Here is a 25,572-nt window from a genome sequence, read left to right on the forward strand (position 1 = left end):
CGCGGTCAATCCTGCAGAAACGGGTTGGAGACGCGCTCCTCGCCGAGCGTGCTGGTCGGGCCGTGGCCCGGGATGAACGCGATGTCGTCGCCGAGCGGCAGCACCTTTTCCTTGATCGCCCGGATTAGCTGATCGTGGTTGCCGCCCGGCAGGTCGGTGCGGCCGACCGAGCCCTTGAACACCACGTCGCCGACAAGGGCGAAGCGCGCGTCCCGGCTGACGAACACCACGCTGCCGGGGGAGTGGCCGGGGCAATGCAGGATGTCGAAACCGAGGCCGCCCACGGTCACGCCGTCGCCCTCGTCGAGCCAGCGGTCCGGCGTGACGGCTCGGGCTTCGCCAAGCCCGTAATTGGCCGCCGTCTCCGGCAGGGAATCGAGGAGGAACTTGTCGGCCAGATGCGGGCCCTCCACCGGCACGCCGAGGCGCTCGCGCAACTCGTCGGCGCCGGCCGCGTGATCGACATGGCCGTGGGTCAGCAGGATTTTCTCGACCTGCACGCCCTGCTCACGGATCGCCGCCTCGATCCGGTCGAGGTCGCCGCCGGGATCGACGACAGCGCCGATCTTGGTGGCTTCGTCCCAGATCAGGGTGCAATTCTGCTGGAAGGGCGTGACCGGGATGATCCCGGCGCGGGGCGTACCTGGCATGGAGTTCCGCGGGTTGGCCGCGCCGGCTTCGGCGCTCGTGAGGGCGTTCTAGCGCAGAAGACGCGCTGCGGCACCCTTGCCGCGCCCAGTATGATTGCAACGCCATCGCGCGCGGGGCCAAACCGGTGTTCCGACGTCAGCGCCCATGCAGGACCGGTCATCTCCGCTGTGTAGCGCCCGTCACCCGTTCGGACGGTAGCGCAGCCCGCTCATCGATAGTGCGCGCTGAGGACACTCAACCCAATCACCAACACCACCGCCAGGATAAGCGCGATCGCGATCGCGACCCGTTTCCGGTCTTCGGCGCGTTCTTCGGCATCTGGCCTGACACAGCCGCAGTGAGGGCAGGCCCTGACACCACCGATGACGGCGTCGCAGGAGTCGCGACGTTCGGGAATGCGGGGTATTTTCCGGCTTCCCATTTCCGTCGGTGACGCTGGTTTCCATCGGCTCGAGACGGCGTGACGCGGCGCTTGGCCCAAGCAGACGTGCGCTTTTTCAGGCGCGGATTCCACTGCATCGATGCCGGCCGTCTCCTTTGGCAACCGGCGTCGCGGCAGGTGACAGCCTTCAATGACCCTTCAACAGGGGTCTCAAGAAATGGGGCCGTCTCCGGCATCCGAGACCACGCGTTCGTCTGCCCCGCCATGCAGCCGGCGGAAGCCGTCCTGGAGCTTCAGCATCTCGGCCATGCCCAGCGCCCGGCTGCTCCACCACGTCTCGGCAGTGTTCGTCTGCGTGAAGCGGTTGTGGGACTTACCGCCATAGGCTCCGAACAGCACCCGTTCCGCATCATCGGAAGCCGGATCGGACCGGTCGATCCGATAGGAAGGCGGAGGGGCCTTGCCGGAAACGGCGATTCGGACCCAGGCGTCACCGTAATGCTTCTGGCACATCCGCATCGTGACCAGCACCTGCCGGAGATAGGACTCGCCGTCGGGCAGATCGGGCAGGATGTCCGCGATCGTCGCGTCCGGGGGATAGGGCTTCGTCCGGGCCATGGTTCACCTTGCTCCAGCGTGTCCTACCGGTTCGGCCGGCTGAGCGCGAGGCGTGATCGAACATCCTTCATGCCGGGCGGCGCTTCAGCAGCGCGTCGAGCCCGCCGACGCGAAACCAATGATAGCCGTATCCCTCCAGGAACAGGCAATGCGTGCCGTCGTCCCGGACCTCACTGCGCGAGCCGGTGAGCACGTCGACCAGCACGTCGTGCTCCGGATCCGGGTTGCCGGATGCAAGGGCGATCGCCACCGGCTCCGCCGCGAGATTGTGGATGCAGAGGACCGCGTTGCCGCGCCATTCGTAGCGCAGGGCCAGCACCGAGCTTCGGCCCGTCGGGACCGCGACGACGTCGCCCCAGCCGATCTCGGGGGTCTCCTTGCGCTGGCGGATGATGCTCTGCATCCAGTTGAGCAGCGAATCCTGCTCGTGGCGCTGGTCGGCGACGTTGACGTGGGCGTAGCCGTAGGGGCCGTGGTCGATCACCGGGAGCACGGTGGTGTCGGCCTGCGAGAAGCCGCCCTGGTGCTCACTGGTCCACTGCATCGGCGTGCGGGCGCAGTCGCGCTCCTTCAGGGTGAGGTCGTCGCCCATGCCGATCTCGTCGCCGTAGCGCAGCACCGGTGTCCCGGGGAGGGTGAACATCAGCGAGTAGGCCATTCGTATGCGCCGCGGGTCGCCGGACAGCATCGGCGCAAAGCGGCGGCGAATGCCCCGATCGTAGAGCTGCATGCCCTTCTCGGGACCGAACTCCGCGAACACGGCCTCCCGCTGCGCCTCGGTGAGGCGGCCGAGGTCGAGTTCGTCGTGGTTGCGCAGGAAGATGCCCCACTGGCACGAGAGCGGGCGGGGCTTCGTCTTCTCGATTGCCTTGGCAAGGGGACGCGCGTCATGGGCCGCCAGGGCGTAGAAGCTCGCCTGATTGACCTGGAAGTTGAACATCATGTGCATGCGGTCGGCGTCGTCGCCGAAATAGTCGAAATCCTGTTTCGGCAGGATGTTGGCCTCGGCCAGGATGATGGCGTCGCCCTGGCGCCATTGCAGGAATTCCCGGAAGTCACGCAGCATGTCGAACTGCTCGCGCGGCTTGCCGCCGACATCCGCGCCCTTCTCGGCAATGACGAACGGCACCGCGTCCATCCGGAAGCCCGAGACGCCGAGCTGGATCCAGAAGCCCATGATCTTCAGGATCTCGGCCAGCACCGCGGGGTTCGCGGTATTCAGATCCGGCTGGAAGTTGAAGAACCGGTGGAAGTACCAGGCCTTGGCCTTCGAATCGTAGGTCCAGGTCGTGTCCTGCACGCCCGGGAAGACCATACCCTCGTCGGCGGTGGCGGGCCGCTTGTCCGACCAGACGTACCAGTCCCGGAACGGCGAGTTCGGGTCGGATCGGGCCGCCTGGAACCAGGGGTGCTGGTCTGAGGTGTGATTGACCACGAGGTCGATCAGCACCCGCAGGCCACGCTGCTTGGCCGCATGCGTGAAGGCCACGAAGTCGCCGAGCGAGCCATAGGCGGGATCGACGCCGTAATAATCGGCGATGTCGTAGCCACCGTCCTTCTTCGGCGAGGGCTGGAACGGCATCAGCCAGACCGCGGTGGCGCCCAGGCCCTGGATATAATCGAGGCGGCGTTCCAGCCCGGCGAAGTCGCCGACACCGTCGCCGTTGGCATCCATGAAGGTGCCGACGGAGAGGCAGTAGATGACGGCGTTCTTGTACCACAGGTCGTTGATCATACTGCCCCCCGGCATCGTCGTGCCTTCAGAACGTGAGGCTGGCCCAAAGCGTTGCCGTAAGGCGCGTCCTTAAATCAGCCGCGTTGTGCACGCCCTGTTCGAGCGCGTGCCCGGACGGTCCGGCGCACCCGTTGCGTCCCCGAACCCAGCCTTCATGAACGCCATCCTGATCAAGCTGTTCGCGACTGCGCTGACGCTCAGCCAGGTCACGACCCACCCGGATGCGGTCCGTACCCGATTCGATCCGGCCACCGACGGACCGGAGGTCATACAGCTGCTGCGCGATGGCTGCGCCCACATGCGCAAGAGCTTCGACATCGAGGACATCAACCTCGAAGACCTGATCTCCACCGCGATGGAGGATCCGACGACGGTTGCCGGTCCCTCCGCGCCGAAGATCCTGCACGGTCTCGATATCAACGAGCTGAACGTCAGCTACAAGCAATTCTGCAAGGGCGAGAATCCGCCCAATTCCCCCTTCGACGCGAAGGCGGTGATCGAATTCTACGACAATGCCGTCAAGGACCTGCCGAGCGCCGAAACCCTGCGCGACAAGGCGCTGCCCGGCATGACCCGGATCCTCGACGGCGCGGGGAAACCCTTCGCCGAGGCGTCCGAGCCGAACGGGCGCCGCGTCGTGGTGCCGATCTCGGCAGTGCCGCCGCTCGTGCAGAAGGCCTTCATCGCCGCCGAGGACAAGCGCTTCGAGAGCCATCACGGCATCGACGAGCGCGGCGTGATCCGCGCCTTCATCGGCAACCTCGCCTCCCCGGGCCGGCCCGCCGGCGGCTCGACCATCACCCAGCAGGTGGTCAAGAACTTCTCCGTGGGCGACGACGTCACCTACGAGCGGAAGATCCGCGAGATGATCGTCGCCTCGCGGCTCGAGCGGATCCTCGCCAAGCCGCAGATCCTCGGTCTGTATCTCAACGGCATCTATCTCGGCCGCGGCGCCTACGGCATCGAAATGGCGGCGGAGAGCTATTTCGGAAAGCCGGTCGGCCAGCTCACCTTGCCGGAGGCAGCCCTGCTCGCCGGCATGCCCAAGGGCCCGAACTTCTACAGCCCCGACAAGTACCCCGAGCGGGCGCGGGAGCGCCGGGCCTACGTGCTGTCACGCCTGAAGGAAGAGGGCACGATCACCGAGGCCGAGATGAGCGCCGCGATCAAGTCGGATCTCGGTCTGAAGTCGATCGAGTCCGCGCGACGCGATTCCGGGTTCTACGCGGTCGATTTCCTCAATCGCGAGGCGCGGACTTTCGCGGGCGTCGATTCCCTGACAGCCGGCTCGTTCACAGTGCGCTCGACGATCAATGCCGGCCTGCAGCGGGCCGTCGAGGAGGCGCTGCAGGACGGTCTCGCCAACTACGAACGTTCCACCGGCCGCCAAGCCTTCACCGGCCCTGAGCTCAACCTCGCCGACAGCGTCCGCCGCATCCAGGCCGCGACGCCGGCCCCCGAGGCATCGCCGCAATCGGCCCCCTCGGTCACGGGGGCCCGGGCGGATGCCGTCAAGCCGGACGCCAAGACGCTTCGGTCTGCGAAGATCATCGCCACGCCGCAGCGGAAACCCGCTTGGCTGGTGGCGCTGGAGAGCGCGCGACCGGTTCTCTACGATGTCCGCTGGCCCATGGCGGTCGTGCTGGAGACGGGGCGCGGCGGCATCAAGGTCGGGCTCTCGGACGGGCGCACCGCCTCCCTCGACGCCGGTATCGCCCGCGGTAAGCTGCAGCCCTACGATGTGGTGCGTGTGAAGGTCACGCAGGGCAAGGGCGGCCCACACGCGCAGCTTCGCGTCCGGCCGACCGTCCAGGGGGCGGCTGTGGTCATCGAGAACCAGACCGGCCGCATCCTCGCCATGGCGGGCGGCTTCTCCTACCCGCTGAGCCAGCTCAACCGCGTCACGCAGACGGTGCGCCAGCCGGGTTCGACCCTGAAGCCGCTGACCTATCTGGCCGCCCTCAATGCCGGTCTGCAGCCGAACACGCTGGTGATGGACTCGCCCGTCACCCTTCCGCCGATCAACGGGACCGGCGATTCCTGGTCTCCGAAGAATTACGAGGGCGGCGGCTCTGGCCCCACGACGCTCCGGCGCGGGTTGGAATTCTCCAAGAATCTCGTGACCGCCCGCCTCCTGCAGGGTGGTATCGCCCCGAAGGCGCCGGCAAGCCTCAAGCGCGTCTGCGAGATCGCCCTCGAAGCGCAGATCTACGCCGAGTGCGAACCCTACTACCCCTTTGTCCTGGGCGCGCAGCCGGTGCGGATGCTCGACCTTGCGGCCTTCTACGCGGCGGTGGCCAACGAGGGGGCTCGGCCGACACCTTATGCCCTCGAATCGGTCGAGCGGGACGGTAAGCCGCTCTATACGCATGCGGCCCGCGAACCAGTCCGGATTGGCTCGGCCGACCGGGTATCATTCTACCAGCTCAAAACCATGCTCCAAGGCGTCACCCAGCACGGCACCGCTGCCGCGTTGTCGAAGGTCTCGGCCTTCGTGGCCGGCAAGACCGGTACGTCGGAGAACGAGAACGATGCGTGGTTCGCGGGTTTGACCAACGAGATTTCAGTGGTGGTCTGGGTTGGCTACGACAATGCCGACGGCAGCCGGAAAACGCTCGGCCGCGGCCAGACCGGCGGCCACGTCTCGGTTCCGATCGCCTCGTCCATCCTGCAGGCGGCCTGGGCCAACGGCGTGCCGAAGACGCCATTGAAGGGTCCCACGTCCGAGGCGCGGCCGTTCATTGCCGACTTGGCGATCGATCCCCGCAGCGGTGTCCGGGTCGCGGGCGGCGGATTTATCGAGCATTTCCGCACCAGCGGCGACGGCAGGATGGCCGACACCCAGTACCGCCTCGTCCCCCGCGAGACGCTCTACGCCATGCGACCGGACGCCGAGGATGGCGACCTGGGCGGTGCCGAGGACGGCGCGAGCGTGGCGGGCGACTACTACGGCACCATGACCGGCGAGCGTGCGCCCGCGGACCCGCTCGACCCGTTCGGAGATCGTCCGCCGCCGCGCAGCCGCCGTGCGCAGGGGGATCTGGATCCGTCCGGCCAGGACCCGTACAGGCCGTGGCCGGGCCAGGCCGCGCGCTCGCCGTTCGGGGATGACGGCGTGCGCAGACCGCGCCGCCGTGATCCGGACTACCTGTTCGGCGAAGATTCCGGCTTCTGACCGCCCCTCCCCGTAAGATGAGACACCCGTTGCGAATGCAGCTTCCCGCCGCCCGAGTTCCCGCGGCTTTTGCCCTTGCGCTGCTGGCCGCGATTCCGGCCCGCGCGCAGACGCCCGCCGCCAATACCGCGCCCGCCCCCGCGGCCGACCGGATCAAGGAGGTGCCGTCGGTCGCATCCGTCGATCCGGCGACGATCAAGCCGGGCCAGATCCTGTTCACCGACCATCGCGACAAGCCGACGACCCCGGAGAACGGGCTGATCCCGTATCTCGACTGGCAGAAGGTGCGTCCGGCCGAGGCGGCGGTGCTCGCCCCCTACCCCGGCTATAAGGAGCCCGACTACACCGTCACGGTGAACGGCGTGACCAAGCCGCGGCACGAGACCCTCAAGATCTACGTGGCGGAGGGCCGCTTCGTCGTTCCGCGGCCACCCGAGTCTATCGACAGCGCGTCCTACGCCAATCTCGCCTTCGTCCAGAAGATGGATCCGGCGATCAAGCACCGCGCCGTCTCCTCCGCCGAGGTGACGCCCAACAAGGATCCGGCCGCTGCTTTCGCCAAGCGGCCCGACCGACCCTGGTGCGAGGGCGCCGGCGCCTGCATCGAGTCGCGATACGATCTGGAAGGCAAGCTTCCGCTTGGCGTAAAGCTTGCCAACAAGCTTGAGGAAGGTTCGGCCAAGAAGATAGCCGAATTTGTCTCGTTCCAGAGCGAGTTGCGGATGCTCGGGCCCGACCAGGACGGGCCGCTCCGAGCCCTGACCAAGATCGACACGCCTGTGACTGGCGGGCTGGAGCAGACGATCTTCTGGGTCAACCAGATCCTGCGCTTCGGCAAGTTCCTGGCGGTGTTCCAGCCGATGCCGAATGACCCGGGCAAGACGGTCGTTACCACCTACATGGCGCTCGCCATCAAGGGCGATGTGCTCGACCGGAAGGCGGAATACGCCCGGGTGCCGGTGCTGAAGAACCTACTGCCCGCCCAGGTGCTGATGGGCAATTCGAGCTTCAACACCGGCACGTCGATCAGCGCCGGGCTGCCGATCTACGCTAGGAACCGGATCACCACCTTCGCGGACGCGCTGACGAAGCGCTGACGCGCTTCGATGGCCGGACGGTGAACGGATCGCCGCCGCATCCAAGCGGCGGCGACGCGCCATCACACTCACATGCCGCGGTTGCCGATCGTCGGCAGGGTCGGCTGCGTGTAGGCGCGATTCACATCCCGCCGGGTCTGGGTGCCGTTGGTGTTGCTGGAAGCCCGGTAATTGTCGAGGTTGAAGCTCTCGGCGAGACCGCTGCGGGAATCCGGCCCGTCGGTGGCGCAGGCGCACAGGCCGCCGATCGTGAGCGCGGAGAATGCCAGAAGGACGAGGCGCATGGGAGGTCCTGACGGGTTCGGCCGATGGTCGGCCCTGGATGCAGAAACGGCAGTGCCGCCATCGTCAGGCCCAGGCAGACCCCGTCAAGGGTGACCACCAACCGTGAATCGGTTCTGCAGCCTCCGATGCGCAGCGGCCACGGAAAATCCACCACGCCGTTCGTTTGCAGCGGATAGGGCTCGGCACCCTCTGGCCAATCCGGGGCCTTTCGGGCGACAACCACCGGCGATGAGCAACGTCTTGCCCTTCCGTCCCCGCGCAAACGTCGCGCGCCTCGCCCGCTGTGAGGTCGTCACCGTCGCGGGTGACCTTCTCGAGCTGCTCGACCAGCTTGAGGACGTGAGCGCGCGCGCCGCCGCCATGGGGCGTCCCGCGCGCGAGGTTGAACGCACCGTCCAGCACCTTCTGGATGCGGTAAGTGCGGTTGAACGGGCTCTGGATTGCATCGGCGAAGGTGAGCAGTCCGCTCCCGCCTGATGAACCGCACCGCGGCCCCGGCCCGATCGGTCACACGTAACAATAGCCTCGACCGAAACCTCGAATACCTCCTATTTCAAACATCACGACTTGACTCCGCGGAGTGCGGCAATCTCGGAACCCAATCGCACAGCTTGCGGTTGAGGGTCAGATGCTCACGTCGAGGATCGGTTCAGAGGGCGCTATGACGCTTCGCACGTGTTGCATGCTGGCTGTCGTCGCGGCCGCGGGGCTGGTCGCCGGAAGTGGGACACGGGCCGAAGCTGCCGAAATCGGCTTCCTGGAAATGCTGTTCGGTGCACGCCCGGCGCCGCAAGCGGTGCAGCCGGCTCCATCTTATGAGCCCCAGACCACCCGGCACGCCTACCCGCGCCTCGGCGCGGCCCGCCGCCGTCTGCAGACCCGCTACAGCGCGTTGCCGGTGAGGATCCGCGTGAAAGAGGCGGATATCTCGCCGCGTCAGGCTTCGATCGACATGAAGGCGGGGGCGACCGCGGCCTTGCTGAAGGACGAAACCCTCCGGCCCGGCGACATCGTCGTCCTGAACACGGGAGCCAAGGTCTTCGCCGGCGATCCCGACAAACGCCATACCGTCCGGGATTTCGAGCCGGCGCAAAGCTCGCGCTTCGTCAGCAAGGGAACGCGCAAGATTCTGGCAGGGCTGTTCACGCCCGTAGGCCTGCGGCCGGCCCAGGAGGCCGGGCGCATGGTGGCGCGCGCCAACGTGCCGATGCCGATAACCGCGACACCGATCCCGACCGAGAAGACCGCGATGCGGGTGATCAACCCATGGCGGGATGGAAAGTGATCGGGCGGCTCAGAAGAACCGCTCCTTGACCACGATCGTGTCGCCGGGTCGGACCGAGTAGGTCATCGGGACGATGCCGGAGACCAGCTTGTCGCCGCCCGTGTCACGGGTCAGGACAGCGTAGTCCCGTGCCGCGCGCGGGCCGAAGCCTGCCGCGATCGCCACCGCCGTCTCGACCGTCATCCCGTTCACGAATGGGTATTGGCCGGAGGTCGTAACCTCGCCGAGGATGTAGAACGGCCGGTAGGCGTCGACCTCCACGGTGACGTGCGGCTCGCGCACGAAGCCGGAGGCAAGCTTGGCCTCGACCGAGCGGGCTGCCTGCCCGGTCGTCTGTCCGCCGACCTGCACGACGCCGATCAGCGGCATCGCGATCCGACCGGCCCCATCGACCGCGTAAATATTCGACAGGTTGTCCTGCCCGAAGACGATCACCCGCAGCTTGTCGCCTGCTGCCAGGGTGTAGCGGGCGGCAATCGACCCGGTTCCGGTCGCATCGAGCTGATCGGTCCGGAAGGTCGGACGCAGGCATCCGCCGAGCGCCAGGGTCGTGCCGAGGGAGAGGAGAAGAGCACGCCGGTTCATCACCATCGCCGTCATGGATGCGGTAGAGGCCAGGACTAAGGTATTAAGGTTAACGAAGTCTGATCGAGTGGCGGCCCTCAGCGTCTTGCCAAGGAAGGCCCGGCCTTAACTCTTGAGCAACCTTAATATCCGCTAATAGCCGGTGGGCGGCTTTACGTGCTGCCGGTCCGCCTCCGTGCCCAGAGCGTCCGCATGTCTCGTATTCGTCAACGCTCGATCGAAGCCCAACCGAGCACGCTGTCCGGCGCTCAGGACGGTCTCGGCCTTGCGCAGGTGCCGCGCATCCTGCGCCGCTCGCTCGGCTGGATCGTCGGCCCGACGCTCGTCGTCGCCTTGGGTGCCACGGTCTTCGTCAACGTCGTCAGCCCCCGCTACACCGGCGAGTCGAAGCTCATTCTCGAGAGCCGTGACCCGGCCTTCGCCCGCACCGCGCAGGAGCGGGGCGATCAGCTCGCGCCGATCGACGAGCAGGCGGTGGCGAGCCAAGTGCAGGTCGTGATGTCGCGCGATCTCGCCCGGGAGGCGATTCGCCGCCTCAAGCTGGTCGGCAATCCGGAATTCGATCCCGGCGCGGCCAGCATCGGACCGGTCCAGCGCGTGTTGATGATGCTCGGCATCGGCGCCAACCCCCTCGACCGCCCGGCCGAGGATCGGGTGCTCGACGCCTATTTCGAGCACCTGCTCGTATACCCCGCCGGCAAGTCGCGCATCCTCACGATCGAATTCCGCGCGAAGGATGCGGCGCTCGCCGCCGAAGCGGCCAACACCATCGCGAAGCTCTACATCGCGTCACTCGAAGCGGACAAAGTCGATACCGCTCGCTACGCGTCCACATGGCTCGGCGGCAATATCGATGGGCTGCGCAAGCGCGTCGCGGAGGCCGAGGCCAAGGTCGAGGTGTTCCGCGCCAAGAACGGCCTCGTCGGCAGCGCCGGGGGCCGGCCGCTCAACGCACAGCAGCTCGGCGAGCTGTCCAGCCAGCTCTCCTCGGCCCGGATCCTCAAGGCGGATCTCAGCGGCAAGGTGAAGGCCATCAAGGACCTGATCAAGGACGGGCGGTCCTTCGAGATCCCGGATGTCGCCAACAACGAGGTCATCCGGCGCATCGTCGAGAACCGCATCGCCGTGCGGGCGCAGCTCGCCCTCGAATCGCGGACGCTCCTGCCGGCCCACCCGCGCATCAAGGAGCTGAAGGCGCAGCTCGAGGATCTCGACGCCCAGATCAAGGCTTCGGCCGAACGCATCGTGCGCACGATGGAGAACGACTCCAAGATCGCGGAAGCCCGAGTCGAGAGCCTGCAGGCCGCGGTGGATGGCCAGCAGGACGTTGTGGTCCGCGGCAATTCCAGCGAGATCCAGCTGCGCGCGCTGGAGCGCGAGGCCAAGGCGCAGCGCGAGCAGCTCGAATCGTACCTGTCGCGCTACCGCGAGGCATCGGCCCGCGATGACGAAGCCGCAACCCCGGCGGATGCGCGCATCGTGTCCCGTGCGGTCACGCCGGAGGTGCCGTCCTTCCCCAAGAAGCTGCCGATCGTCGCGTTCGCGACCCTGATCACGCTGCTGCTCTCGGTCGGTGCCGTCATCGCCCGCGCGTTGCTGACGGATGCCGCCCGACCCATTTCCGATCGGAACGAGACCTTCGATTTCGCTGAGGATCGCCAGCGCCGTGAGCCGGTTCTGGAGCGCCCGCTCTTCGCCTTCCCGGAGGCCATGTCGCCGACCGGTTGGTCCGATGCGGCCGAGGCTGAAGACGAGCCCACGGCGGCGGTTCCGGAAACAGCGCCCGCGGTCGCCGTGGAGGCGTTCGACCTGGCGCCGCTGATCGCCCGCATCACGGCCGCTCCGCGCGCCGCCGACGCGCCGTCTGGCCGCCGCGTCCTGATCCTGGAGACCAGCCGGACCAACGGTGTGGCGGGGCTCTCGACCGCCCTGACGCGGGCGCTCGGCGGTGCCGGAACCCTCGTCGCCGTCGCGCTGAACGGCGGACCTGGAGACGGTAAGCTCGGCTTCACAGATCTGGTGGCTGGCGAGGCCGCCTTCCTCGACGTGATCCAGGCCGATCGCACCAGCGGCCTGCACGTGATCGAGGCCGGGCGGCACGCGACCTCCATAATGTCCGACGAGCCGGACGCTCTGACCCTGACCTTCGAGGCGATGGCGGAAGCCTACGACTGGGTGGTCTGCTGCCTCAAGGCCACCCCGGATGCCGACAACCTTCTCGACCTTGTCGGCGGCTACATGGATACGGTGGTGATCGCCTCGAACGCCTCGGCGGAGGATCCGGCTCTGGCCGATCTCTACGCCGCCGCGCAGGAAGCGGGCGCCAAACAGATCCTCGTGGCTCAGGACCGGCCGGCGGCCGGCGCTGCGATCGACACCGATCTGCGCCTGAACGCCGCGTAATCGCGGAGCGCGTTCCCGGGCCGTCGGCGGCCCGGGCGGTGGGGATCGCGGACGAGCCGGCCACGGGATACTGCCGTGCACCGCGAGCGAGCCAACGCGAATGCGGTCAGGTCCGCCGCAACTTCCGCAGCCGCTGAAACGCAGCGTACAGGCGCGGGTCACCCTTGATCCCGCGCTTGGCGCGCACGAGACCCTGCCGGACCGCACCGTAGGTTCGGCCCACCAGCGTCACCGGGATGATCGCCTCGACGAGTTCGATGGTCTCGTCGCAGATGCTGGCCTTGTACCGGGCTTCGCCAACCCCGAGATCGAAACCGAGACGTCCACGCGTCGCCTGCTCGCGCACGAGATGTTGCAGCAGCAGATCCCCGGGGCTGTACCGGGCGATTTCGGGATCCGGATCGAACGCCGTCATCATACCGCTGTAGCGTCGCGCATTGACCGCGCCGCCGAACGTTGCCAGCACCCGGCCACTCTCGGCGATGCACAGCGCATGGATCTCCAGCGCCGAATCCGGACCGGCTGCGGCCGCCGCTTGAAAGGCCCGGATCGACGGATCGGCGTAAGGGTCGGCGATGCCCATCGCGGCAAACCGGACGGCTTTATGGGCATAGAAAGCCACCAGGAACCGGTTCGCCTCCTCGGCCGTCTCGGCGCGGCGATAGACGACGGGTCCGTGCGCCTCGATCAGACGCTTCTCCTTCGAGCGCAGCTTCTTGCGGGCATCGGCGCTGAAGACCCGGCGCATCGTGGCTTCGGGATCGGGTTCGAGGGTCACCCCGTAGCCATTGCTGGCCTCCGGCTCGCCGCCGGTCGCGAACGGGTTCGCCGTGCCGTCCCAGGATCGCGGTTGATGCTGCAGCGCGTAGACGTCGATCCCGGCCGAACGCGCGGCGCGCGTCAGAGCTGCTGATATCTCTCCGGCCCGGATCGACGCCGCGTCGCGGCTCGCGAACAGGGGCAGATGATAATTCGCGTGGGTGTCGCCCACCGTCCGGGCGACGCGCAGGCCGAACCGTCGCTCGACAACTAGCGGCAGGAGGATCTGGGGACGACCGTCCCGATCACGGAGCACCAGGATCCGCGCCTTGCCGACCTGACTGCACGCGCGCAGATAGGCCATGGTCCAGTCGAACCGCTGATAGGGCGTCTGAATGCTGTCGGGATCGCACTCGATCTGGCGCCAGACGGCTTCCGCGGCGGCCGGGTCCGCGATGATTTCCGCCGCGAGGGCTCCGACCGACGGAGCATCGACCCTATCCGCATCCGTGACTTGAAGGGCGACCGCCATTGCCTCTGACCTTTGCTGGACCGCGCCCGGTCGCCCGTCGCGGCGGGACCTTCGCCGCCGGCGACTGAACAAGCCGTGGAATTCTCGGCCCGGTAAGACACTTCACGGGTCGGCGGGGGCTCAAAAACTTGATTTGGCTAACGCTCTGTTGCGTACATATCGGCCGCCATACAGTCTTCGAACTTTGTTTACCGCGACGCGCGCAGGGTGCCGGCTGCGGGCCGATCGGCCTGATCGGTGTGAGATCATGCTGTCGTCGGATACCAAGCATCACGTCTTCGCGACCGGGTTTCGCGCGATCCAGGCGATTGGGGCGGATCGCTGGATGGCTCCGACGTCTCGTGGGCTCGGCGTGATCCTCACCTTCCACCACGTCAGTCCGGACGCGCCGCCGGCCTTCGCGCCGAACCGCCTGCTGTCCATCACCCCGGACTTCCTCGACCTGACCCTCCGGGAGCTCGATGCCCGCGGCTTCGAGGTGATCAGCCTCGACGCCGTACCGGAACGCCTCGCCGAACCCGACTATGGCCCACCCTTCGCCGTCCTGACCTTCGATGATGGCTATCGGGACAATGTCGCGCACGCGCGACCGGTCCTGGCCCGCCATAACGCCCCTTGGACGCTATTCGCCACCAGCGCATTCGCGGATCAGACAGGTCGGCTCTGGTGGATCGAATTGGAGCGCGCCATCGCGCGGCTCGATCGCATCCGCATCGACTTCGGCGCGCGCAGCGTCGATCTGCCGGCGCGCAGCCCCGGCGAGAAGGCGCTCGCCTTCGACGCGATCTATCGCGACCTGCGCGGCGGTGGTGAGGCCGAGCTCCTCGCCCGGATCGCGGTGCTGTGTCGTCAAGCTGGTTTCGAGCCGGGGCAGATCGCGTCGGAATTGTGCCTGTCCTGGGCGGACCTGCGCGATCTGGCCAAGGATCCCGTCGTCACGATCGGGGCGCACACGGTGAGCCACCCGATGCTGGCCAAGCACCCGGAGGCGTTCGCTGCCCAAGAGATCGCCGAGGGGCGTGCGCGGATCGAGGCGGCGCTCGACCGGCCCGTGCGGCACCTGTCGTACCCGGTCGGCGATCCCGGCTCGGCCGGGCCGCGGGAGTTCGCGCTAGCCCGGATTCAGGGCTTCGCCACCGCGGTGACGACCCGGCCCGGCCATCTCTTCGCGGGCCACGCTAGGCATCTCCACGCGCTGCCCCGCGTCTCGATCAACGGCTGCCATCAAACGCGGGCAGCCCTGGGCGGCCTGCTCTCCGGCGTGCCGTTCCTGGCCTGGAACCGAGGTCGCCGCCTCAACGTGGCTTAGAGGACGCTAACGCCGCCGCCGGTGCCGATACCCGCTCGAGAACGAGGCATATTGCCGGCCGCGATGCCCACGGTAGCGCCGCCGTCCACTCGTCGCGGGCTCGGCCGTCTCTTCCAGCTGCGGAATGGCTTCCGCCATCGCGGCGGCGGGCGTCGGGGCGGTGTCGGAGGATGCGAAGCCGCCGGCCACGTTCTTGGCGGCAGGACCGAACATAGCCAGGCACTGATTGTAGGCGAGATCGTTCTTCAGCCGCTCGCATTCGCCGATCGAACGCGGGGTTCCCTGGGCCAGGGCCGGCAGGGGCGCGAGCAGCACGATCAGGACTGCCAGAGGCGTGAGGCGCATGGGGGGACGGAGCACGAAGCAGCGATCTCGGACGAGGACGCATCGCTTCTGATCTTCGAGTGCGGCGAAATCGAGGGGTCGCGTCAGCGATCCGGCCGTTCCATCCAACGGATCAGCGGCATCAGCGGGAAGATCCAAGCGATTCCCAGGATCGAGTAGAGCACGGCCTGCACCGCAGCTGGCGTCTCCGCGATGCGGCTGTCCGCCAAGGTCATCGCCAGGGGACCGTAGACGCAGACGAAGGCCAGGATCGCGAGAGTGCCGATCAGGGTCCGGGTTCGGCGGCGCATGGCGTCTCGTGGCGGTTCTGCTTGGAGCCTCTGCAAAGGGGCTAGCGCTCACGCGCGGGCTTGGCAACGCGCAGCCTGCAGCGGGCTGCGGCGCCGCCGACGTTGCTGCGGGCTCATCCATCTTTTAACCCGGCAGCCAGGATCGGCACATCCCGGTTCTAGGCCGAAGGACTGCAGATGGTTGTCAACGATGCGGGCGAGCCGCGCTCCGGCGCGGTCCGGACCTGGCTCTACGTGGTCGCCGCACTCGTGGTCGCCATGGTGGCTGTCGGCGGCGCGACGCGTCTCACGGGGTCGGGTTTGTCGATCACCGAGTGGCGACCGGTCACTGGGATCATTCCACCCCTCTCCGACACGGATTGGGCGACGGAATTCGCCAAGTACAAGGACACGCCGCAATACAGCATCCTCAACCAGGGAATGGGGCTCTCCGCCTTCAAGGTCCTGTACGGTTGGGAATGGGGTCACCGGGTGCTCGGCCGGCTGATCGGTCTCGTGTTCTTCCTCCCGCTGATCGTGTTCTGGAGGCAAGGCCGGATCAGCCGCAATCTGGGGCTCGGCCTGCTCGGCCTCGGCGTCTTGGGCGGGCTGCAGGGCGCCATTGGCTGGATCATGGTGGCGTCCGGCCTCCAACCCGGGATGACCGCGGTGGCCCCGCTCAAGCTCGCGCTTCATCTGACCACCGCGAGCCTCATCCTGGCGGGCTTGGTCTGGCTCGCGGCGGGTGAACGCGGCCGTGCGCTGGAGCCGGTACCGGCTCGCCTGCGCGCGATCGCGGTACTGCTTCCGGTGCTGGTCCTCTTGCAGATCTTCTTGGGCGGGCTCGTCGCAGGCTCGCATGCGGGCTTGGTCTACAACACGTGGCCGACGATGGACGGCGCCCTCGTCCCGCCGGCCGATACCCTGTTCGCCATCCGGCCCTGGATCGAGAACTTCGTGGACAATCACGCCCTGGTTCAGTTCGACCATCGGATGACTGCCTACCTCGTGATCATCGTGGCGATCCTTCATGCGGTGGATGCCAAAATCAGCGGACCGGCCGGTGCAGCGGGGCGCGCGGCAGGCGTGGCCGTTCTGGCATCAGCCCAAGCGGCGCTCGGTGTCGCGACACTGCTGCTCGCAATCCCGCTCTGGGCAGCGCTGGCCCATCAGGTTCTGGCGATGGCGGTCCTGATCATGGCGACGGTCCACGCCCGCCTCAGCCGCGCGGTCGGATTGGGAATCGCCCGGGTGCGATTTGTGCCGTCAGATCCACCGATCGGCTTCGAGGGGCTCGCTGGACGCGGCGTTTAGTCTTTCCTGCAATGCGGCGATGCTGCTGCATTGCACGAGAGCTATAGGGTCTCATGTGAATCCTCGGGATAACTCCCGCTCAGCACTCTGCACATGGAACGATCAAGACGTTTTCAGCTTTAGACTGCAGGCGTGGCAGGAGGCTGGATGATGTCTCTCGCGGAGGATGGTCGCCCACTCTCTCTGACGTGGCATTACACGCCCCGCGAGATCGTGGCGGATGGCGTGATCCACGGTCTCGGCGTTGTCCTCGGGCTGGCCGGCGCCGCCGCGATGGTGGCGACGGCACTCACCGCGCATCTCGGTGTTGGCGAGCGTGTCGCCGTTGTCGTGTACGCGACCGCACTCGTGCTGATGCTCGGCGTTTCGGCCCTGTACAATCTGTATCCGGTCAGCCCACGCAAATGGCTGCTGCGCCGGGCCGATCACGCCCTGATCTACCTGATGATCGCCGGCACCTACACGCCGCTCGTCGCCCTCGTGGGATCCGGACCGCGCGCCTACCTGCTGCTGGCGATGATCTGGGCGGTCGCCCTCATCGGGATCGGCGTCAAGCTGTTCCTGCCCGGGCGGTTCGATCGGCTGTCCATCGGTCTCTACCTGATGCTCGGCTGGAGCGGCCTGTTCGCCTACGAGTCGGTGATCGCCAGTCTGCAGCCGACCGCGCTCTGGCTCTTGGCCATCGGCGGCGCGCTCTACTCGATCGGTGTGGTGTTCCACATCTGGCGGACATTGCCCTTCCAGAACGCGATCTGGCACGGCTTCGTGCTAGCCGCCACCGCCTGCCATTACGGCACGATCTGGGAAAGCCTGAACGGTCTACCGTTGACGTGACTTGTTTCCAGGGCAGTAAAACTCTGCTTACCGTGTCGATGAAAAGGATGCAGCGGAGGAGCTTCGCTTAAGAGCCCCACGACCATTGGCGCTCCATAAATCCCGGAACAGTTTTCACCGGGAGCGATACCGTGGTCGCCAAGTCGAACGATGCTCGAGCCGCAGAGCGTTACCGGATCCTACACATCTTCCGGGCTCCCGTCGGCGGGCTCTTCCGGCATGTGATGGATCTGGCCCGCCTCCAGGCCGCGGCGGGACACGCGGTGGGGATCATCTGCGACTCGACGACCGGCGGCGAGCGCGGCGAGCGGGCGCTGGCCGACCTCCTGCCCTGCCTCGAACTCGGCCTCGTCCGGATCCCGATGCGGCGCAATCCGGATCGCTCCGATTGGGGATGCCTGAAGGCGGTCGGCCGGCGGGCGGCCATGGTGGGTGCCGATGTCCTCCACGGCCATGGCGCGAAGGGTGGCGCCTATGCTAGGCTCGCCCGGAGCAGCGCAGCGATCCGCAGCTACACGCCCCATGGCGGCAGCTACAACTATCGGCCCGGCACCGCGTTGCACCGCCTCTACATGGGCGCCGAAGCGGTCCTGGCCCGCCGGACCGACGCGTTCCTGTTCGAGAGCGAGTACGTCGCCGGTCGCCACCGACGCTTCGTCGGCGGCCCGGAACAGGTGACGCGCATCGTCCATAACGGCCTCGCCGACGCCGAGTTCGAACTCGTAGCGCGGGTCGAGGACCCCTTCGATCTGCTCTACGTCGGTGAGCTGCGGGAGGCGAAGGGCCTGCCCTACCTGCTCGAGGCCCTCGTTCAGCTTCGGGCGGAAGGCCGGGCGTTGCGCCTGCTGATGGTCGGGTCCGGGCCGGACGCCGAGATCCTGCGGCAGAACGTCGACCGTCTCGGATTGGGTGAGGCCGTCTCGTTCGAGCCGCCGCAGGCGATCCGATCCGTCTTGGCGCGGGGCCGGATCCTGGTGGTCCCCTCCCTCGCGGAATCGCTGCCCTACGTGGTTCTGGAGGCCGCCGCCGCTGGGCAGCCGCTGGTCGCCACCCGGGTCGGCGGGATCCCCGAGATCTTCGGGCAGGCGGCGGGCGATCTCATTCCGCCTCGCGACCCCGAGGGCCTCGCCTCCGGCATCCGTCGGGTCCTCGATGAAGCGCCGGAAGCGCTCGACGCCCGGGTGCAGGCGCTCAGCACGTCGGTTCACCAACGCTTCTCCCTGGAGCGCATGGGCATCGAAGTGATCTCGGGCTACGCCGCCGCGTTCCAGGCCCGCGCCGACCGTCGCACCGTCAAGGTTCCGGAACTCGCGGCGCCACGGACAGCCTGACCCGCGGACTGGGTCTGCGTGACCAGCCACCCGCGCCCCGACGATCAATAACGTCGCGGGTGGCGTGGTCTTAAGTCTTCCGACAATGCCCCGTGCCACGCTGTGATTGAGGAAACCGCCGGCTGGCGCGGAAGAGGGCCGTTCGATGAGTGCGTTCGACATCCGCGATCTTCTCGAGGCCGCCACTCCTCTTGAAGCGCAACCCCACCATCGCGCCGACGCTGTGGTGCCGCTGGCCGAGACAGCCGTTCCGGGCCGCACTGCGATCTCGCCGGTCGTGGTTGCCGGGCTGGTCCGTGCGCTGGAAGGTGCCCTGATCTACGGCCTCGGTGCGTTGCTCCACCTCGTCATGCTGTATGGGCGGGTGGCCTTCGGCGTGACCTATGCCGGGGCGATCGGGTGTATCGCCGTGATCACGGTCGCCCTGCTCCAGACCGCGGGTTGTTACCGGGTCGCCGCGTTCCGCACCTTCTTCAAGAGCGCGATCCGGATCACCACCGCGTGGTCGCTGACCTTCCTGGTGGTGGCGGCGGGCTTGGTGCTCGCCAAAGTCGCCGACCATTACTCACGGCTGTGGCTGGCGACCTTTTACGGCACGGGGCTCGGCGCGCTGCTGATCGGGCGCTTCATCCTCTTTCGGGTCGTCGAGGCGCAGACCCGCGCGGGCCGGTTCGACCGGCGCACCGCGATCGTGGGCGGCGGCAAGCCGGCGGAGGACCTGATCGCAGCCCTTGAGGCGCAGAGCGACAGCGGTATCCGCATCGTCGGCGTCTTCGACGACCGCAACACGGACCGATCGTCGGACGTGGTGGCGGGCCATCCGAAGCTCGGCAATGTCGACGACCTTGTGGCCTACGCGCGGCATGCGCGGCTCGACCTGATCGTTTTCACCATTCCCATCACCGCCGAAGCGCGCATCCTGCAGATGCTCGCCAAGCTCTGGGTGCTCCCGATCGACATCCGGCTCTCGGCCCATGCGGCCAAGCTGCGTCTGCGGCCGCGCAGCTACTCCTATCTCGGCTCGGTGCCGGTGCTCGACGTGTTCGACAAGCCGATTGCGGATTGGGATGTCGTGGTCAAAGCGCTGTTCGACCGCTGCGTCGGCCTGCTGATGCTGCTCGCCTTGTCGCCGGTGATGATGAGCGTGGCGCTCGCCGTGCGCCTCAGCTCGCGCGGGCCGGTGCTGTTCCGGCAGAAGCGCCATGGCTTCAACAACGAGTTGATCGAGGTGTTCAAGTTCCGCTCGATGTATGTCGATCAGTGCGACGCGGGAGCCTCAAAGATGGTGACCCGTGGCGACCCGCGCGTCACGCCGGTGGGCCGCTTCATCCGCAAGACCTCGCTCGATGAGCTGCCGCAGCTGTTCAACGTTCTGAAGGGTGATCTCTCGCTCGTCGGCCCGCGGCCGCACGCCCTGCAAGCTAAGGCGGCCAACACCCTGTATGACCAAGTTGTCGACGGTTACTTCGCCCGCCACAAGGTGAAGCCCGGCATCACTGGCTGGGCTCAGGTCAACGGCTGGCGCGGCGAGACCGACACGTCCGAGAAACTACAGCGGCGGGTCGAGCACGACCTCTACTACATCGAGAACTGGTCGGTACTCCTCGACCTCCAGATCCTGGCAACCACGCCTTTCGCGCTGCTCAAGACCGAGAACGCCTATTGAGCGCGCCGACACGCGGCCCCGACCGAAATCCGGTCGGGGCCGCGTCATGCTTGCGACTACGGCAGCGCGCCGGCCTTCTCCTTGGCCTTCATGATCGTGTCGCGGCAGCCCTGTGCGTCGCCGGCCTTGTCCTGCTCACCTGCTTTGGCGACCAGCTTCTTGGCTTCCTCGACGCCTGCGGCGGTCGGCTTCACGGCCGCGTCCGACTGGGTCAGGGCCGGCGGCTTATCGAGCGCCTTCGGTGAATCCGAGGAGGTCACGCCGCCGGGCGGAGTCTTGCCCGTCACCATGGCCGCGCCGGCGCTATCGAGCCGCCGCTGCAGGGTGCTGACCTCGTCGGCGCAGGGTGTCGCGAGGGCGGGCGTGGCTGCGGCGAGGGTTAGGGCTGCGACGGCAAAACGGAACATCATCGAGACAGGTCTCCAGGCATTGCGGTTCGTTCGGCGCGCGAGCTCCGACAAGGGCTCAGCCGACTCACCGAGGAGACTCCGGGCGCACTGGCCCGTTCCCGAGACAGGAGGCCGCACGGCGACCTCCAAACGCAGACGGGCGCCCCGCGCGGCCCGAAGACCGCGGGAGGCGCCCGCCCCTGTCGCTTGTGGTGTCAGTACTTGCGGATGATCGGCTCCGGCGCCATCGGCACCGGATCGGCACCGAAGCGATAGGTCAGGCCGGCATAGACCGAGAGCGGCTGGGCCAGGGTCGTGGTCCGCGGGTCGTTAATCGACAGGTTGCCGGCGATCGATCCCCGCTCTGCGAAGGTGCCGAACGTCGCATAGCGGTTATTGGTCAGGTTGGTGATCAGCCCGAAGATCTCCAGGTTCTTGGTGACCTGATACTTCGTCGTCAGGTTCATCACGTAGTAGGCCGGCAGCTTGCGGTTCAGGTTCGATTCGTCGCCGCGGAAGTAGGACGACGAGAAGGCCGAGACGTTGAGGCCGAACCGCCAGTTCGGGGTGATGTTGTACTCGAACCCGGTCTTGATCTGATGATCCGGGATCAGGGGCAGCTTGTTACCCTTGCGGACATTGATGGCCCCGTCATCGGAGAACGGGTTGTTGGGCGAGGACAGCGTCTGGTTGAACTGGTAGGTGGCGTCTATCAGCGCGTAGTTGGCGTAGACCAGCAGCTCGGGGGTCACGACATATTCGGTGCTGACCTCGATGCCCTGCCGCCGGGTCGAAGGTACGTTCACGAAGTAGGCCCGCGCGGCGTTGCCGGCGACGGCGATTTGGATGATGTCGTTGGTCAGGTCGGTGCGGAAGACGCCGGCCTTGTAGGTCAGGGCGCCACCCGAGAGGAAGCTCGGGATCACGCCGCGGAAGCCGACCTCGTAGGTCTGGCCGGTGACCTGCTTGAGCGGCGGGTCGGCCACCAGCGAGTTCGGCAGCAGGCAGGGCCGATCGGGATTGGCGCAGGCGAGTTCGAGCGGCGTCGGTGCCCGGTTCGACTCGGAGTAGCTGCCGTAGAGATTGAGCGCCGGGTCGAACTGGTAGGTCAGGCCCGCCAACGGGTTGACCTTGGTGAACTCGTGCGTGCCCGTGACATCCGGCGAGAAGCCGGTTTGATCGACCGAGCGGATATGCGCGTAGTTGAGCCGGAAGCCCGCGGTGAGCGACAGGCGGTCGGTCAGGTCGAGCGTGTCGGTGGCGTAGAGCCCGAGATACAGGTTCGAGCCCTGCACCGAGCTGGGGGCGATGCCGAGTGCGCCGGCCGTCCGGATGTAAGGCGTGCCGAGACTCGGAATGGTGCCGTAATACGGGTTGTTCGGGTCCGTCGTGATCGAGAGATTCGGGTTGATCACCCCGAGGGTGCTCGACGACTTGAACGAGTAATCGGCCGCATCGACGCTGCCGCCGATCACGAAGCTGTTGGGCAGGCCGAAGATCCGGTCACGGTTGGCCGCCTGCAGCGAGCCGCCATAGCCCTGCGATTCCGTCTGCGTGGTGTCGATCGTCCCGTACGGGATGCCGGCCCGGAACGGGATCCGTTGGTTCTGCTGGCCGAGCAGCAGGAACTGGTTGCGGAACGCGTTCTGCGACTGGCCGGCGGACGGGCTGAAGCCGTCATCCTCGTAGCACAGGGAGCCGCGGAAGCTGGAGCGTGAACTGCAATTCTCGAAGTTGCCGTCGTTGCCGTCGACGTAGCGCTCGCTGAAGCGCCGGTAATACGCATTGCCGGCGAGGTCCCAAGTCGGCGAGATGTCGACCCGGCCAGTCAATTGCAGCGAACCGACCTGCGTGGTCTGCGTCTGCGGATTGGTGAAGATCGCCCGGGGATCGACATGGGTGAAATCCACCGGGGTCGCGGCCGCCGCGCCGTAGAAGCTGCGGGCGGCGAGCCCGATCAGGTGGAACTCCGAATCCTGCGAGCGGTAGCCCAGATCCGCGTAGAGTCGCCCGATCGTGCTCGGGTTCTCGTAGCGCCAGCCGCGGTCGTTCAGGCCGTCGCCGGTGAAGTAGAAGCTCCAGTTGTCCGACACCTTGCCGTATTGCAGGTAGCCGGCGGTACGCGCATCGGATCCGCCCCAGGCCGAGATCTCGGTGCCCTGCCAGGTGAAGCCGTTCTTCATCTGGATGTTAACCGCGCCGCCGATGGCGTTGAGGCCGAAGACCGGGTTGCCGGTGACCACGTCGATGCGCTGGATCGCCTGCGGCGGGATCAGGTCGAAATTGACGACGTCGCCGAAGGCCTCGTTGATGCGGATGCCGTTCTGATAGACGGCGAGACCCTGCGGCACGCCCTGCACCGGGGAGGCGGTGAAGCCGCGGTAATTGAGATCCGCGCGGTTGCTGTTGCCCTGCGAGTCGCTGATGTTCACGCCGGGGGTCGCACGGGCGAAGGTGGCGAGGATGTTGTCGGTGCCGCGGTCGACGTCGATCTGGCGGGGCGTTACCGTTTGAACTGTGCTGGGGATCTTGTTGAGCGGCTGCTCGGAGCCACGCAGGCGGATCGGGCCGGCGGGCGCGGTCGGCACGATCTGGCCGAGCGTGTTGAGGTTCTGAGCGCCGCTCGAATTGCCACCGCCCGCCCCGACCGGTGATGTCGAGACGACGCTGATCTCGCCCAGCGTTACCGATTGCTGAGCCTGTACTGCACCCGGGGCGACCGAAAGCGCCAACACTGAAGCAGACGCGAGCAAGCCGCTCCGAAGCGCCCGACGTGACATTGCATTTCCCCTGCCTTGAGATCAGCTACCGGTTGTCCCGGGCTTGGCAATACTCATGGCGGGTCGATCGGACGTTCACAATCGGACCTGATGGTCCGCGAGGCCTTTTCGGATCCATTTCGGTGCCGGGATCGTGGAACGCCCCGGCCCGTGGCGTAGTCGCAACACTTTTTCTTGATTTTTCAGCGACTTACGGACAATTCGGCAAGCCTAGGCGGGAGTATTCGGCAAAGCCGCCGGGCTCCTGATCGACCGATCAGAGCTTCGCCTGAATCATCCGAGCAATCTCACCCAATCGCTGCTCCAGCAGTTGCGGCACCTCGCACACATAGGTGAGCGACTGGCTGCGCTCCTGGAAGATGCGGCGGTCCCAGGCGAACTTCGTCTCGAGCTCCGATTGGTCCTTGGGCAGTTCGGTGGCATCCGTGGCGCTTGGCGCATCCTTGGTCTGGCTGATCTTGTCGGCCTCGTCGCGGATCCGCTCGGCCATCCGGCGCTGGCCCTGGGCATAACGCGCGATGCCGCCCACAACCTTGTCGCGTTCGCCGTTAAGTACCTCGAAGACGCCTGCGTAGACCCGGGTCAGGGCCTTGTCCTTGGCATCCTTGTCGGCGCCGAACGTGTTGGCGAAGTCATCCAGAAGCGGACCGACCTGCGACAGCTCGGTGCGGCGCGAGGCGATCTTCTGCGCCAGCACGGCGGCGTTGTTGTCGCTGCCCCAATCGCCGGCTGCCGCAACATCGGGCCCGGTCCAAAACTGGCCGGGGCTGAGCGACGAAACCTTGCGCTGGACGCAGGGCCAATCCGGGTCGGTCTTGGGCTGAGCCAGGGCCGGTCCGGCCAGGAGCGATAGGCCGAGAGCGGTGCCCAGAAGATGGCAGGCGATACGGTTCATCAAAACGGGCTCCATCAGGGGGTCTCGCCAGCCGGGCCGCCGCGCCGGGCCATGATGCCGCGGCCGGGGTCGTAGGCGACCACCGCCATGCCGAAAAACGCGAGCGTCACGCCCACAACCACGGCGCAGGCGACGGGCTCGAACTGGACGTAGAGGGCGAAACGGACGAGCTGGACCGCGTGGCTGAACGGGTTCAGCTCGCAGATCCAGTAAAGGGTCTCGGAGGATTCCCGGATCCGCCACAGGGGGTAGAGGGCCGAGGAGGCGAAGAACATCGGGAAGATCACGAAGTTCATCACGCTGGCGAAGTTCTCAAGCTGGCGCACCAGCGAGGACAGGAACAGGCCGATCGCCCCGAGCATCAGCCCCGAGGCCAGGAAGGCCGGGAGTGCCGTCAGGTAGCCGAGCGGCGGGATATCGGTCTCCCAGAAATACGCGACCGCCAGGAACGCATAGGCCTGAACGACCGAGACGGCGACGCCCGCGATCAGCTTGGCGAGCAACAGCAGCCAGCGCGGATAGGGCGAGGTCAGCAGCACCTTCATGGAGCCGACCTCGCGGTCGTAGACCATCGAGAGCGACGATTGCATGCCGTTGAACAGCTGGATCATCACGGCCAGCCCAGGCACCACGTAGACCTCGTAGAGCACGTAGGTCTGGTAGGGCGGCTCGATCGAGACGCCGAGCGTGTTACGGAAGCCCGCCGCGAAGATGAACAGCCACACGAGCGGCCGGACCAAAGCCGAGAAGAACCGTTCCTTCTGATTGAAGAAGCGCAGCAGTTCGCGGCGGACGATGCCGCCGAGGCAGATCAGGTAGCCGACTGAATCGAGGCGGCCGATCCGGGCCGAAGCGGCTCGGTCGATCACCGGCGCGACCGGCGTTGAGACGTGCGTCGGCGCCGTCATGGATGCCGTCCTCGATCCTGCGGCA

General features: G+C 66.9%; 22 protein-coding genes. 10 read left to right on the plus strand and 12 right to left on the minus strand.

What is annotated here, in order from left to right; genetic code table 11:
* Positions 1-5: 5 nt before the first annotated feature.
* The 3 genes from OXS27_RS05580 to OXS27_RS05590 all read right to left on the minus strand — a co-directional run bounded on the left by OXS27_RS05580 (position 6) and on the right by OXS27_RS05590 (position 3,386).
* Positions 6-650: an MBL fold metallo-hydrolase gene (locus OXS27_RS05580; protein ID WP_243919405.1), complete on the minus strand. Its 645-nt coding sequence runs from the start codon at positions 648-650 to the stop codon at positions 6-8.
* 593 nt (positions 651-1,243) lie between these two features.
* A complete protein-coding gene (locus OXS27_RS05585; RefSeq protein WP_267354878.1) occupies positions 1,244-1,651 on the minus strand; it encodes a hypothetical protein in 408 nt (135 codons plus the stop codon).
* A gap of 67 nt (positions 1,652-1,718) precedes the next feature.
* On the minus strand, positions 1,719-3,386 hold the full coding sequence (locus tag OXS27_RS05590; RefSeq protein ID WP_267354880.1) for an alpha-amylase family protein: 1,668 nt from the start codon (positions 3,384-3,386) through the stop codon (positions 1,719-1,721).
* A 154-nt stretch (positions 3,387-3,540) separates the two neighbouring features.
* Between OXS27_RS05590 and OXS27_RS05595 the strand changes: the two genes are divergently transcribed.
* Both OXS27_RS05595 and OXS27_RS05600 read left to right on the plus strand, forming a co-directional pair.
* Positions 3,541-6,561, plus strand: coding sequence for a transglycosylase domain-containing protein (locus tag OXS27_RS05595; protein WP_267354882.1), 3,021 nt, complete (start codon positions 3,541-3,543; stop codon positions 6,559-6,561).
* A 17-nt stretch (positions 6,562-6,578) separates the two neighbouring features.
* On the plus strand, positions 6,579-7,658 hold the full coding sequence (locus OXS27_RS05600) for a hypothetical protein (RefSeq protein ID WP_267354884.1): 1,080 nt from the start codon (positions 6,579-6,581) through the stop codon (positions 7,656-7,658).
* A gap of 68 nt (positions 7,659-7,726) precedes the next feature.
* Here the strand turns inward: OXS27_RS05600 and OXS27_RS05605 are convergent, their stop codons facing one another.
* The gene (locus tag OXS27_RS05605; RefSeq protein WP_243919415.1) at positions 7,727-7,942 is read right to left on the minus strand and encodes a hypothetical protein; all 216 of its coding nucleotides are present in this window, start codon (positions 7,940-7,942) and stop codon (positions 7,727-7,729) included.
* A gap of 229 nt (positions 7,943-8,171) precedes the next feature.
* Here OXS27_RS05605 and OXS27_RS05610 point away from each other — a divergent pair, with 229 nt between their 5' ends.
* Complete coding sequence (locus OXS27_RS05610) at positions 8,172-8,420, plus strand: hypothetical protein (RefSeq protein ID WP_243919417.1); 249 nt, start codon at positions 8,172-8,174, stop codon at positions 8,418-8,420.
* 205 nt (positions 8,421-8,625) lie between these two features.
* Positions 8,626-9,228 (plus strand): hypothetical protein, encoded by a 603-nt coding sequence (locus OXS27_RS05615; RefSeq protein WP_267354887.1) that lies wholly within the window; start codon positions 8,626-8,628, stop codon positions 9,226-9,228.
* A gap of 9 nt (positions 9,229-9,237) precedes the next feature.
* Here the strand turns inward: OXS27_RS05615 and OXS27_RS05620 are convergent, their stop codons facing one another.
* Positions 9,238-9,819, minus strand: coding sequence for a polysaccharide biosynthesis/export family protein (locus tag OXS27_RS05620; RefSeq protein ID WP_267355301.1), 582 nt, complete (start codon positions 9,817-9,819; stop codon positions 9,238-9,240).
* A 186-nt stretch (positions 9,820-10,005) separates the two neighbouring features.
* On the opposite strand from OXS27_RS05620, the gene OXS27_RS05625 reads away from it, so the two are divergent.
* On the plus strand, positions 10,006-12,216 hold the full coding sequence (locus OXS27_RS05625; RefSeq protein ID WP_267354889.1) for a GumC family protein: 2,211 nt from the start codon (positions 10,006-10,008) through the stop codon (positions 12,214-12,216).
* A 106-nt stretch (positions 12,217-12,322) separates the two neighbouring features.
* Here the strand turns inward: OXS27_RS05625 and OXS27_RS05630 are convergent, their stop codons facing one another.
* Positions 12,323-13,507, minus strand: coding sequence for a GNAT family N-acetyltransferase (locus OXS27_RS05630; RefSeq protein WP_267354890.1), 1,185 nt, complete (start codon positions 13,505-13,507; stop codon positions 12,323-12,325).
* Positions 13,508-13,754: 247 nt separating this feature from the next.
* Between OXS27_RS05630 and OXS27_RS05635 the strand changes: the two genes are divergently transcribed.
* Positions 13,755-14,816: a polysaccharide deacetylase family protein gene (locus OXS27_RS05635; protein WP_267354892.1), complete on the plus strand. Its 1,062-nt coding sequence runs from the start codon at positions 13,755-13,757 to the stop codon at positions 14,814-14,816.
* A 6-nt stretch (positions 14,817-14,822) separates the two neighbouring features.
* Here OXS27_RS05635 and OXS27_RS05640 read toward each other — a convergent pair whose 3' ends face one another.
* Positions 14,823-15,161, minus strand: a complete 339-nt coding sequence (locus tag OXS27_RS05640; RefSeq protein WP_243919434.1) for a hypothetical protein — start codon at positions 15,159-15,161, stop codon at positions 14,823-14,825.
* A gap of 83 nt (positions 15,162-15,244) precedes the next feature.
* A complete protein-coding gene (locus OXS27_RS05645; protein ID WP_243919435.1) occupies positions 15,245-15,451 on the minus strand; it encodes a DUF2842 domain-containing protein in 207 nt (68 codons plus the stop codon).
* Between the two features lie 177 nt (positions 15,452-15,628).
* Between OXS27_RS05645 and OXS27_RS05650 the strand changes: the two genes are divergently transcribed.
* From OXS27_RS05650 to OXS27_RS05665, 4 genes are all read left to right on the plus strand, one after another.
* Positions 15,629-16,744 carry a COX15/CtaA family protein gene (locus tag OXS27_RS05650; RefSeq protein WP_267354895.1) on the plus strand — a complete coding sequence of 372 codons (1,116 nt, stop codon included), beginning with the start codon at positions 15,629-15,631 and terminating at the stop codon, positions 16,742-16,744.
* Between the two features lie 150 nt (positions 16,745-16,894).
* Positions 16,895-17,578: a hemolysin III family protein gene (locus tag OXS27_RS05655; protein WP_267355303.1), complete on the plus strand. Its 684-nt coding sequence runs from the start codon at positions 16,895-16,897 to the stop codon at positions 17,576-17,578.
* Positions 17,579-17,709: 131 nt separating this feature from the next.
* Positions 17,710-18,909 (plus strand): glycosyltransferase family 4 protein, encoded by a 1,200-nt coding sequence (locus tag OXS27_RS05660; protein WP_267354896.1) that lies wholly within the window; start codon positions 17,710-17,712, stop codon positions 18,907-18,909.
* A 145-nt stretch (positions 18,910-19,054) separates the two neighbouring features.
* Entirely contained in the window at positions 19,055-20,575 is a 1,521-nt protein-coding gene (locus OXS27_RS05665) for an undecaprenyl-phosphate glucose phosphotransferase (protein WP_267354898.1), read from the plus strand.
* Positions 20,576-20,631: 56 nt separating this feature from the next.
* Here OXS27_RS05665 and OXS27_RS05670 read toward each other — a convergent pair whose 3' ends face one another.
* The 4 genes from OXS27_RS05670 to OXS27_RS05685 all read right to left on the minus strand — a co-directional run bounded on the left by OXS27_RS05670 (position 20,632) and on the right by OXS27_RS05685 (position 25,547).
* On the minus strand, positions 20,632-20,985 hold the full coding sequence (locus OXS27_RS05670) for a hypothetical protein (protein ID WP_243919439.1): 354 nt from the start codon (positions 20,983-20,985) through the stop codon (positions 20,632-20,634).
* A 194-nt stretch (positions 20,986-21,179) separates the two neighbouring features.
* The gene (locus OXS27_RS05675; protein WP_267354900.1) at positions 21,180-23,744 is read right to left on the minus strand and encodes a TonB-dependent receptor; all 2,565 of its coding nucleotides are present in this window, start codon (positions 23,742-23,744) and stop codon (positions 21,180-21,182) included.
* A 256-nt stretch (positions 23,745-24,000) separates the two neighbouring features.
* Positions 24,001-24,639 carry a hypothetical protein gene (locus OXS27_RS05680; protein ID WP_243919443.1) on the minus strand — a complete coding sequence of 213 codons (639 nt, stop codon included), beginning with the start codon at positions 24,637-24,639 and terminating at the stop codon, positions 24,001-24,003.
* 14 nt (positions 24,640-24,653) lie between these two features.
* Positions 24,654-25,547 carry an ABC transporter permease gene (locus tag OXS27_RS05685; protein ID WP_243919445.1) on the minus strand — a complete coding sequence of 298 codons (894 nt, stop codon included), beginning with the start codon at positions 25,545-25,547 and terminating at the stop codon, positions 24,654-24,656.
* Positions 25,548-25,572 lie beyond the last annotated feature (25 nt).

Source organism: Methylobacterium sp. GC_Met_3, from assembly GCF_026540775.1.
Lineage (GTDB): Bacteria > Pseudomonadota > Alphaproteobacteria > Rhizobiales > Beijerinckiaceae > Methylobacterium.

What these genes read in the sequence shown, in the direction of transcription:
- OXS27_RS05580 (WP_243919405.1), bottom strand. Translation starts at nt 650, where the DNA reads ATGCCAGGTACGCCCCGCGCCGGGATCATCCCGGTCACGCCCTTCCAG.
- OXS27_RS05585 (WP_267354878.1), bottom strand. Translation starts at nt 1,651, where the DNA reads ATGGCCCGGACGAAGCCCTATCCCCCGGACGCGACGATCGCGGACATC.
- OXS27_RS05590 (WP_267354880.1), bottom strand. Translation starts at nt 3,386, where the DNA reads ATGATCAACGACCTGTGGTACAAGAACGCCGTCATCTACTGCCTCTCC.
- OXS27_RS05595 (WP_267354882.1), top strand. Translation starts at nt 3,541, where the DNA reads ATGAACGCCATCCTGATCAAGCTGTTCGCGACTGCGCTGACGCTCAGC.
- OXS27_RS05600 (WP_267354884.1), top strand. Translation starts at nt 6,579, where the DNA reads ATGAGACACCCGTTGCGAATGCAGCTTCCCGCCGCCCGAGTTCCCGCG.
- OXS27_RS05605 (WP_243919415.1), bottom strand. Translation starts at nt 7,942, where the DNA reads ATGCGCCTCGTCCTTCTGGCATTCTCCGCGCTCACGATCGGCGGCCTG.
- OXS27_RS05610 (WP_243919417.1), top strand. Translation starts at nt 8,172, where the DNA reads ATGAGCAACGTCTTGCCCTTCCGTCCCCGCGCAAACGTCGCGCGCCTC.
- OXS27_RS05615 (WP_267354887.1), top strand. Translation starts at nt 8,626, where the DNA reads ATGCTGGCTGTCGTCGCGGCCGCGGGGCTGGTCGCCGGAAGTGGGACA.
- OXS27_RS05620 (WP_267355301.1), bottom strand. Translation starts at nt 9,819, where the DNA reads ATGGTGATGAACCGGCGTGCTCTTCTCCTCTCCCTCGGCACGACCCTG.
- OXS27_RS05625 (WP_267354889.1), top strand. Translation starts at nt 10,006, where the DNA reads ATGTCTCGTATTCGTCAACGCTCGATCGAAGCCCAACCGAGCACGCTG.
- OXS27_RS05630 (WP_267354890.1), bottom strand. Translation starts at nt 13,507, where the DNA reads ATGGCGGTCGCCCTTCAAGTCACGGATGCGGATAGGGTCGATGCTCCG.
- OXS27_RS05635 (WP_267354892.1), top strand. Translation starts at nt 13,755, where the DNA reads ATGCTGTCGTCGGATACCAAGCATCACGTCTTCGCGACCGGGTTTCGC.
- OXS27_RS05640 (WP_243919434.1), bottom strand. Translation starts at nt 15,161, where the DNA reads ATGCGCCTCACGCCTCTGGCAGTCCTGATCGTGCTGCTCGCGCCCCTG.
- OXS27_RS05645 (WP_243919435.1), bottom strand. Translation starts at nt 15,451, where the DNA reads ATGCGCCGCCGAACCCGGACCCTGATCGGCACTCTCGCGATCCTGGCC.
- OXS27_RS05650 (WP_267354895.1), top strand. Translation starts at nt 15,629, where the DNA reads ATGGTTGTCAACGATGCGGGCGAGCCGCGCTCCGGCGCGGTCCGGACC.
- OXS27_RS05655 (WP_267355303.1), top strand. Translation starts at nt 16,895, where the DNA reads ATGTCTCTCGCGGAGGATGGTCGCCCACTCTCTCTGACGTGGCATTAC.
- OXS27_RS05665 (WP_267354898.1), top strand. Translation starts at nt 19,055, where the DNA reads ATGAGTGCGTTCGACATCCGCGATCTTCTCGAGGCCGCCACTCCTCTT.
- OXS27_RS05670 (WP_243919439.1), bottom strand. Translation starts at nt 20,985, where the DNA reads ATGATGTTCCGTTTTGCCGTCGCAGCCCTAACCCTCGCCGCAGCCACG.
- OXS27_RS05675 (WP_267354900.1), bottom strand. Translation starts at nt 23,744, where the DNA reads ATGTCACGTCGGGCGCTTCGGAGCGGCTTGCTCGCGTCTGCTTCAGTG.
- OXS27_RS05680 (WP_243919443.1), bottom strand. Translation starts at nt 24,639, where the DNA reads ATGAACCGTATCGCCTGCCATCTTCTGGGCACCGCTCTCGGCCTATCG.
- OXS27_RS05685 (WP_243919445.1), bottom strand. Translation starts at nt 25,547, where the DNA reads ATGACGGCGCCGACGCACGTCTCAACGCCGGTCGCGCCGGTGATCGAC.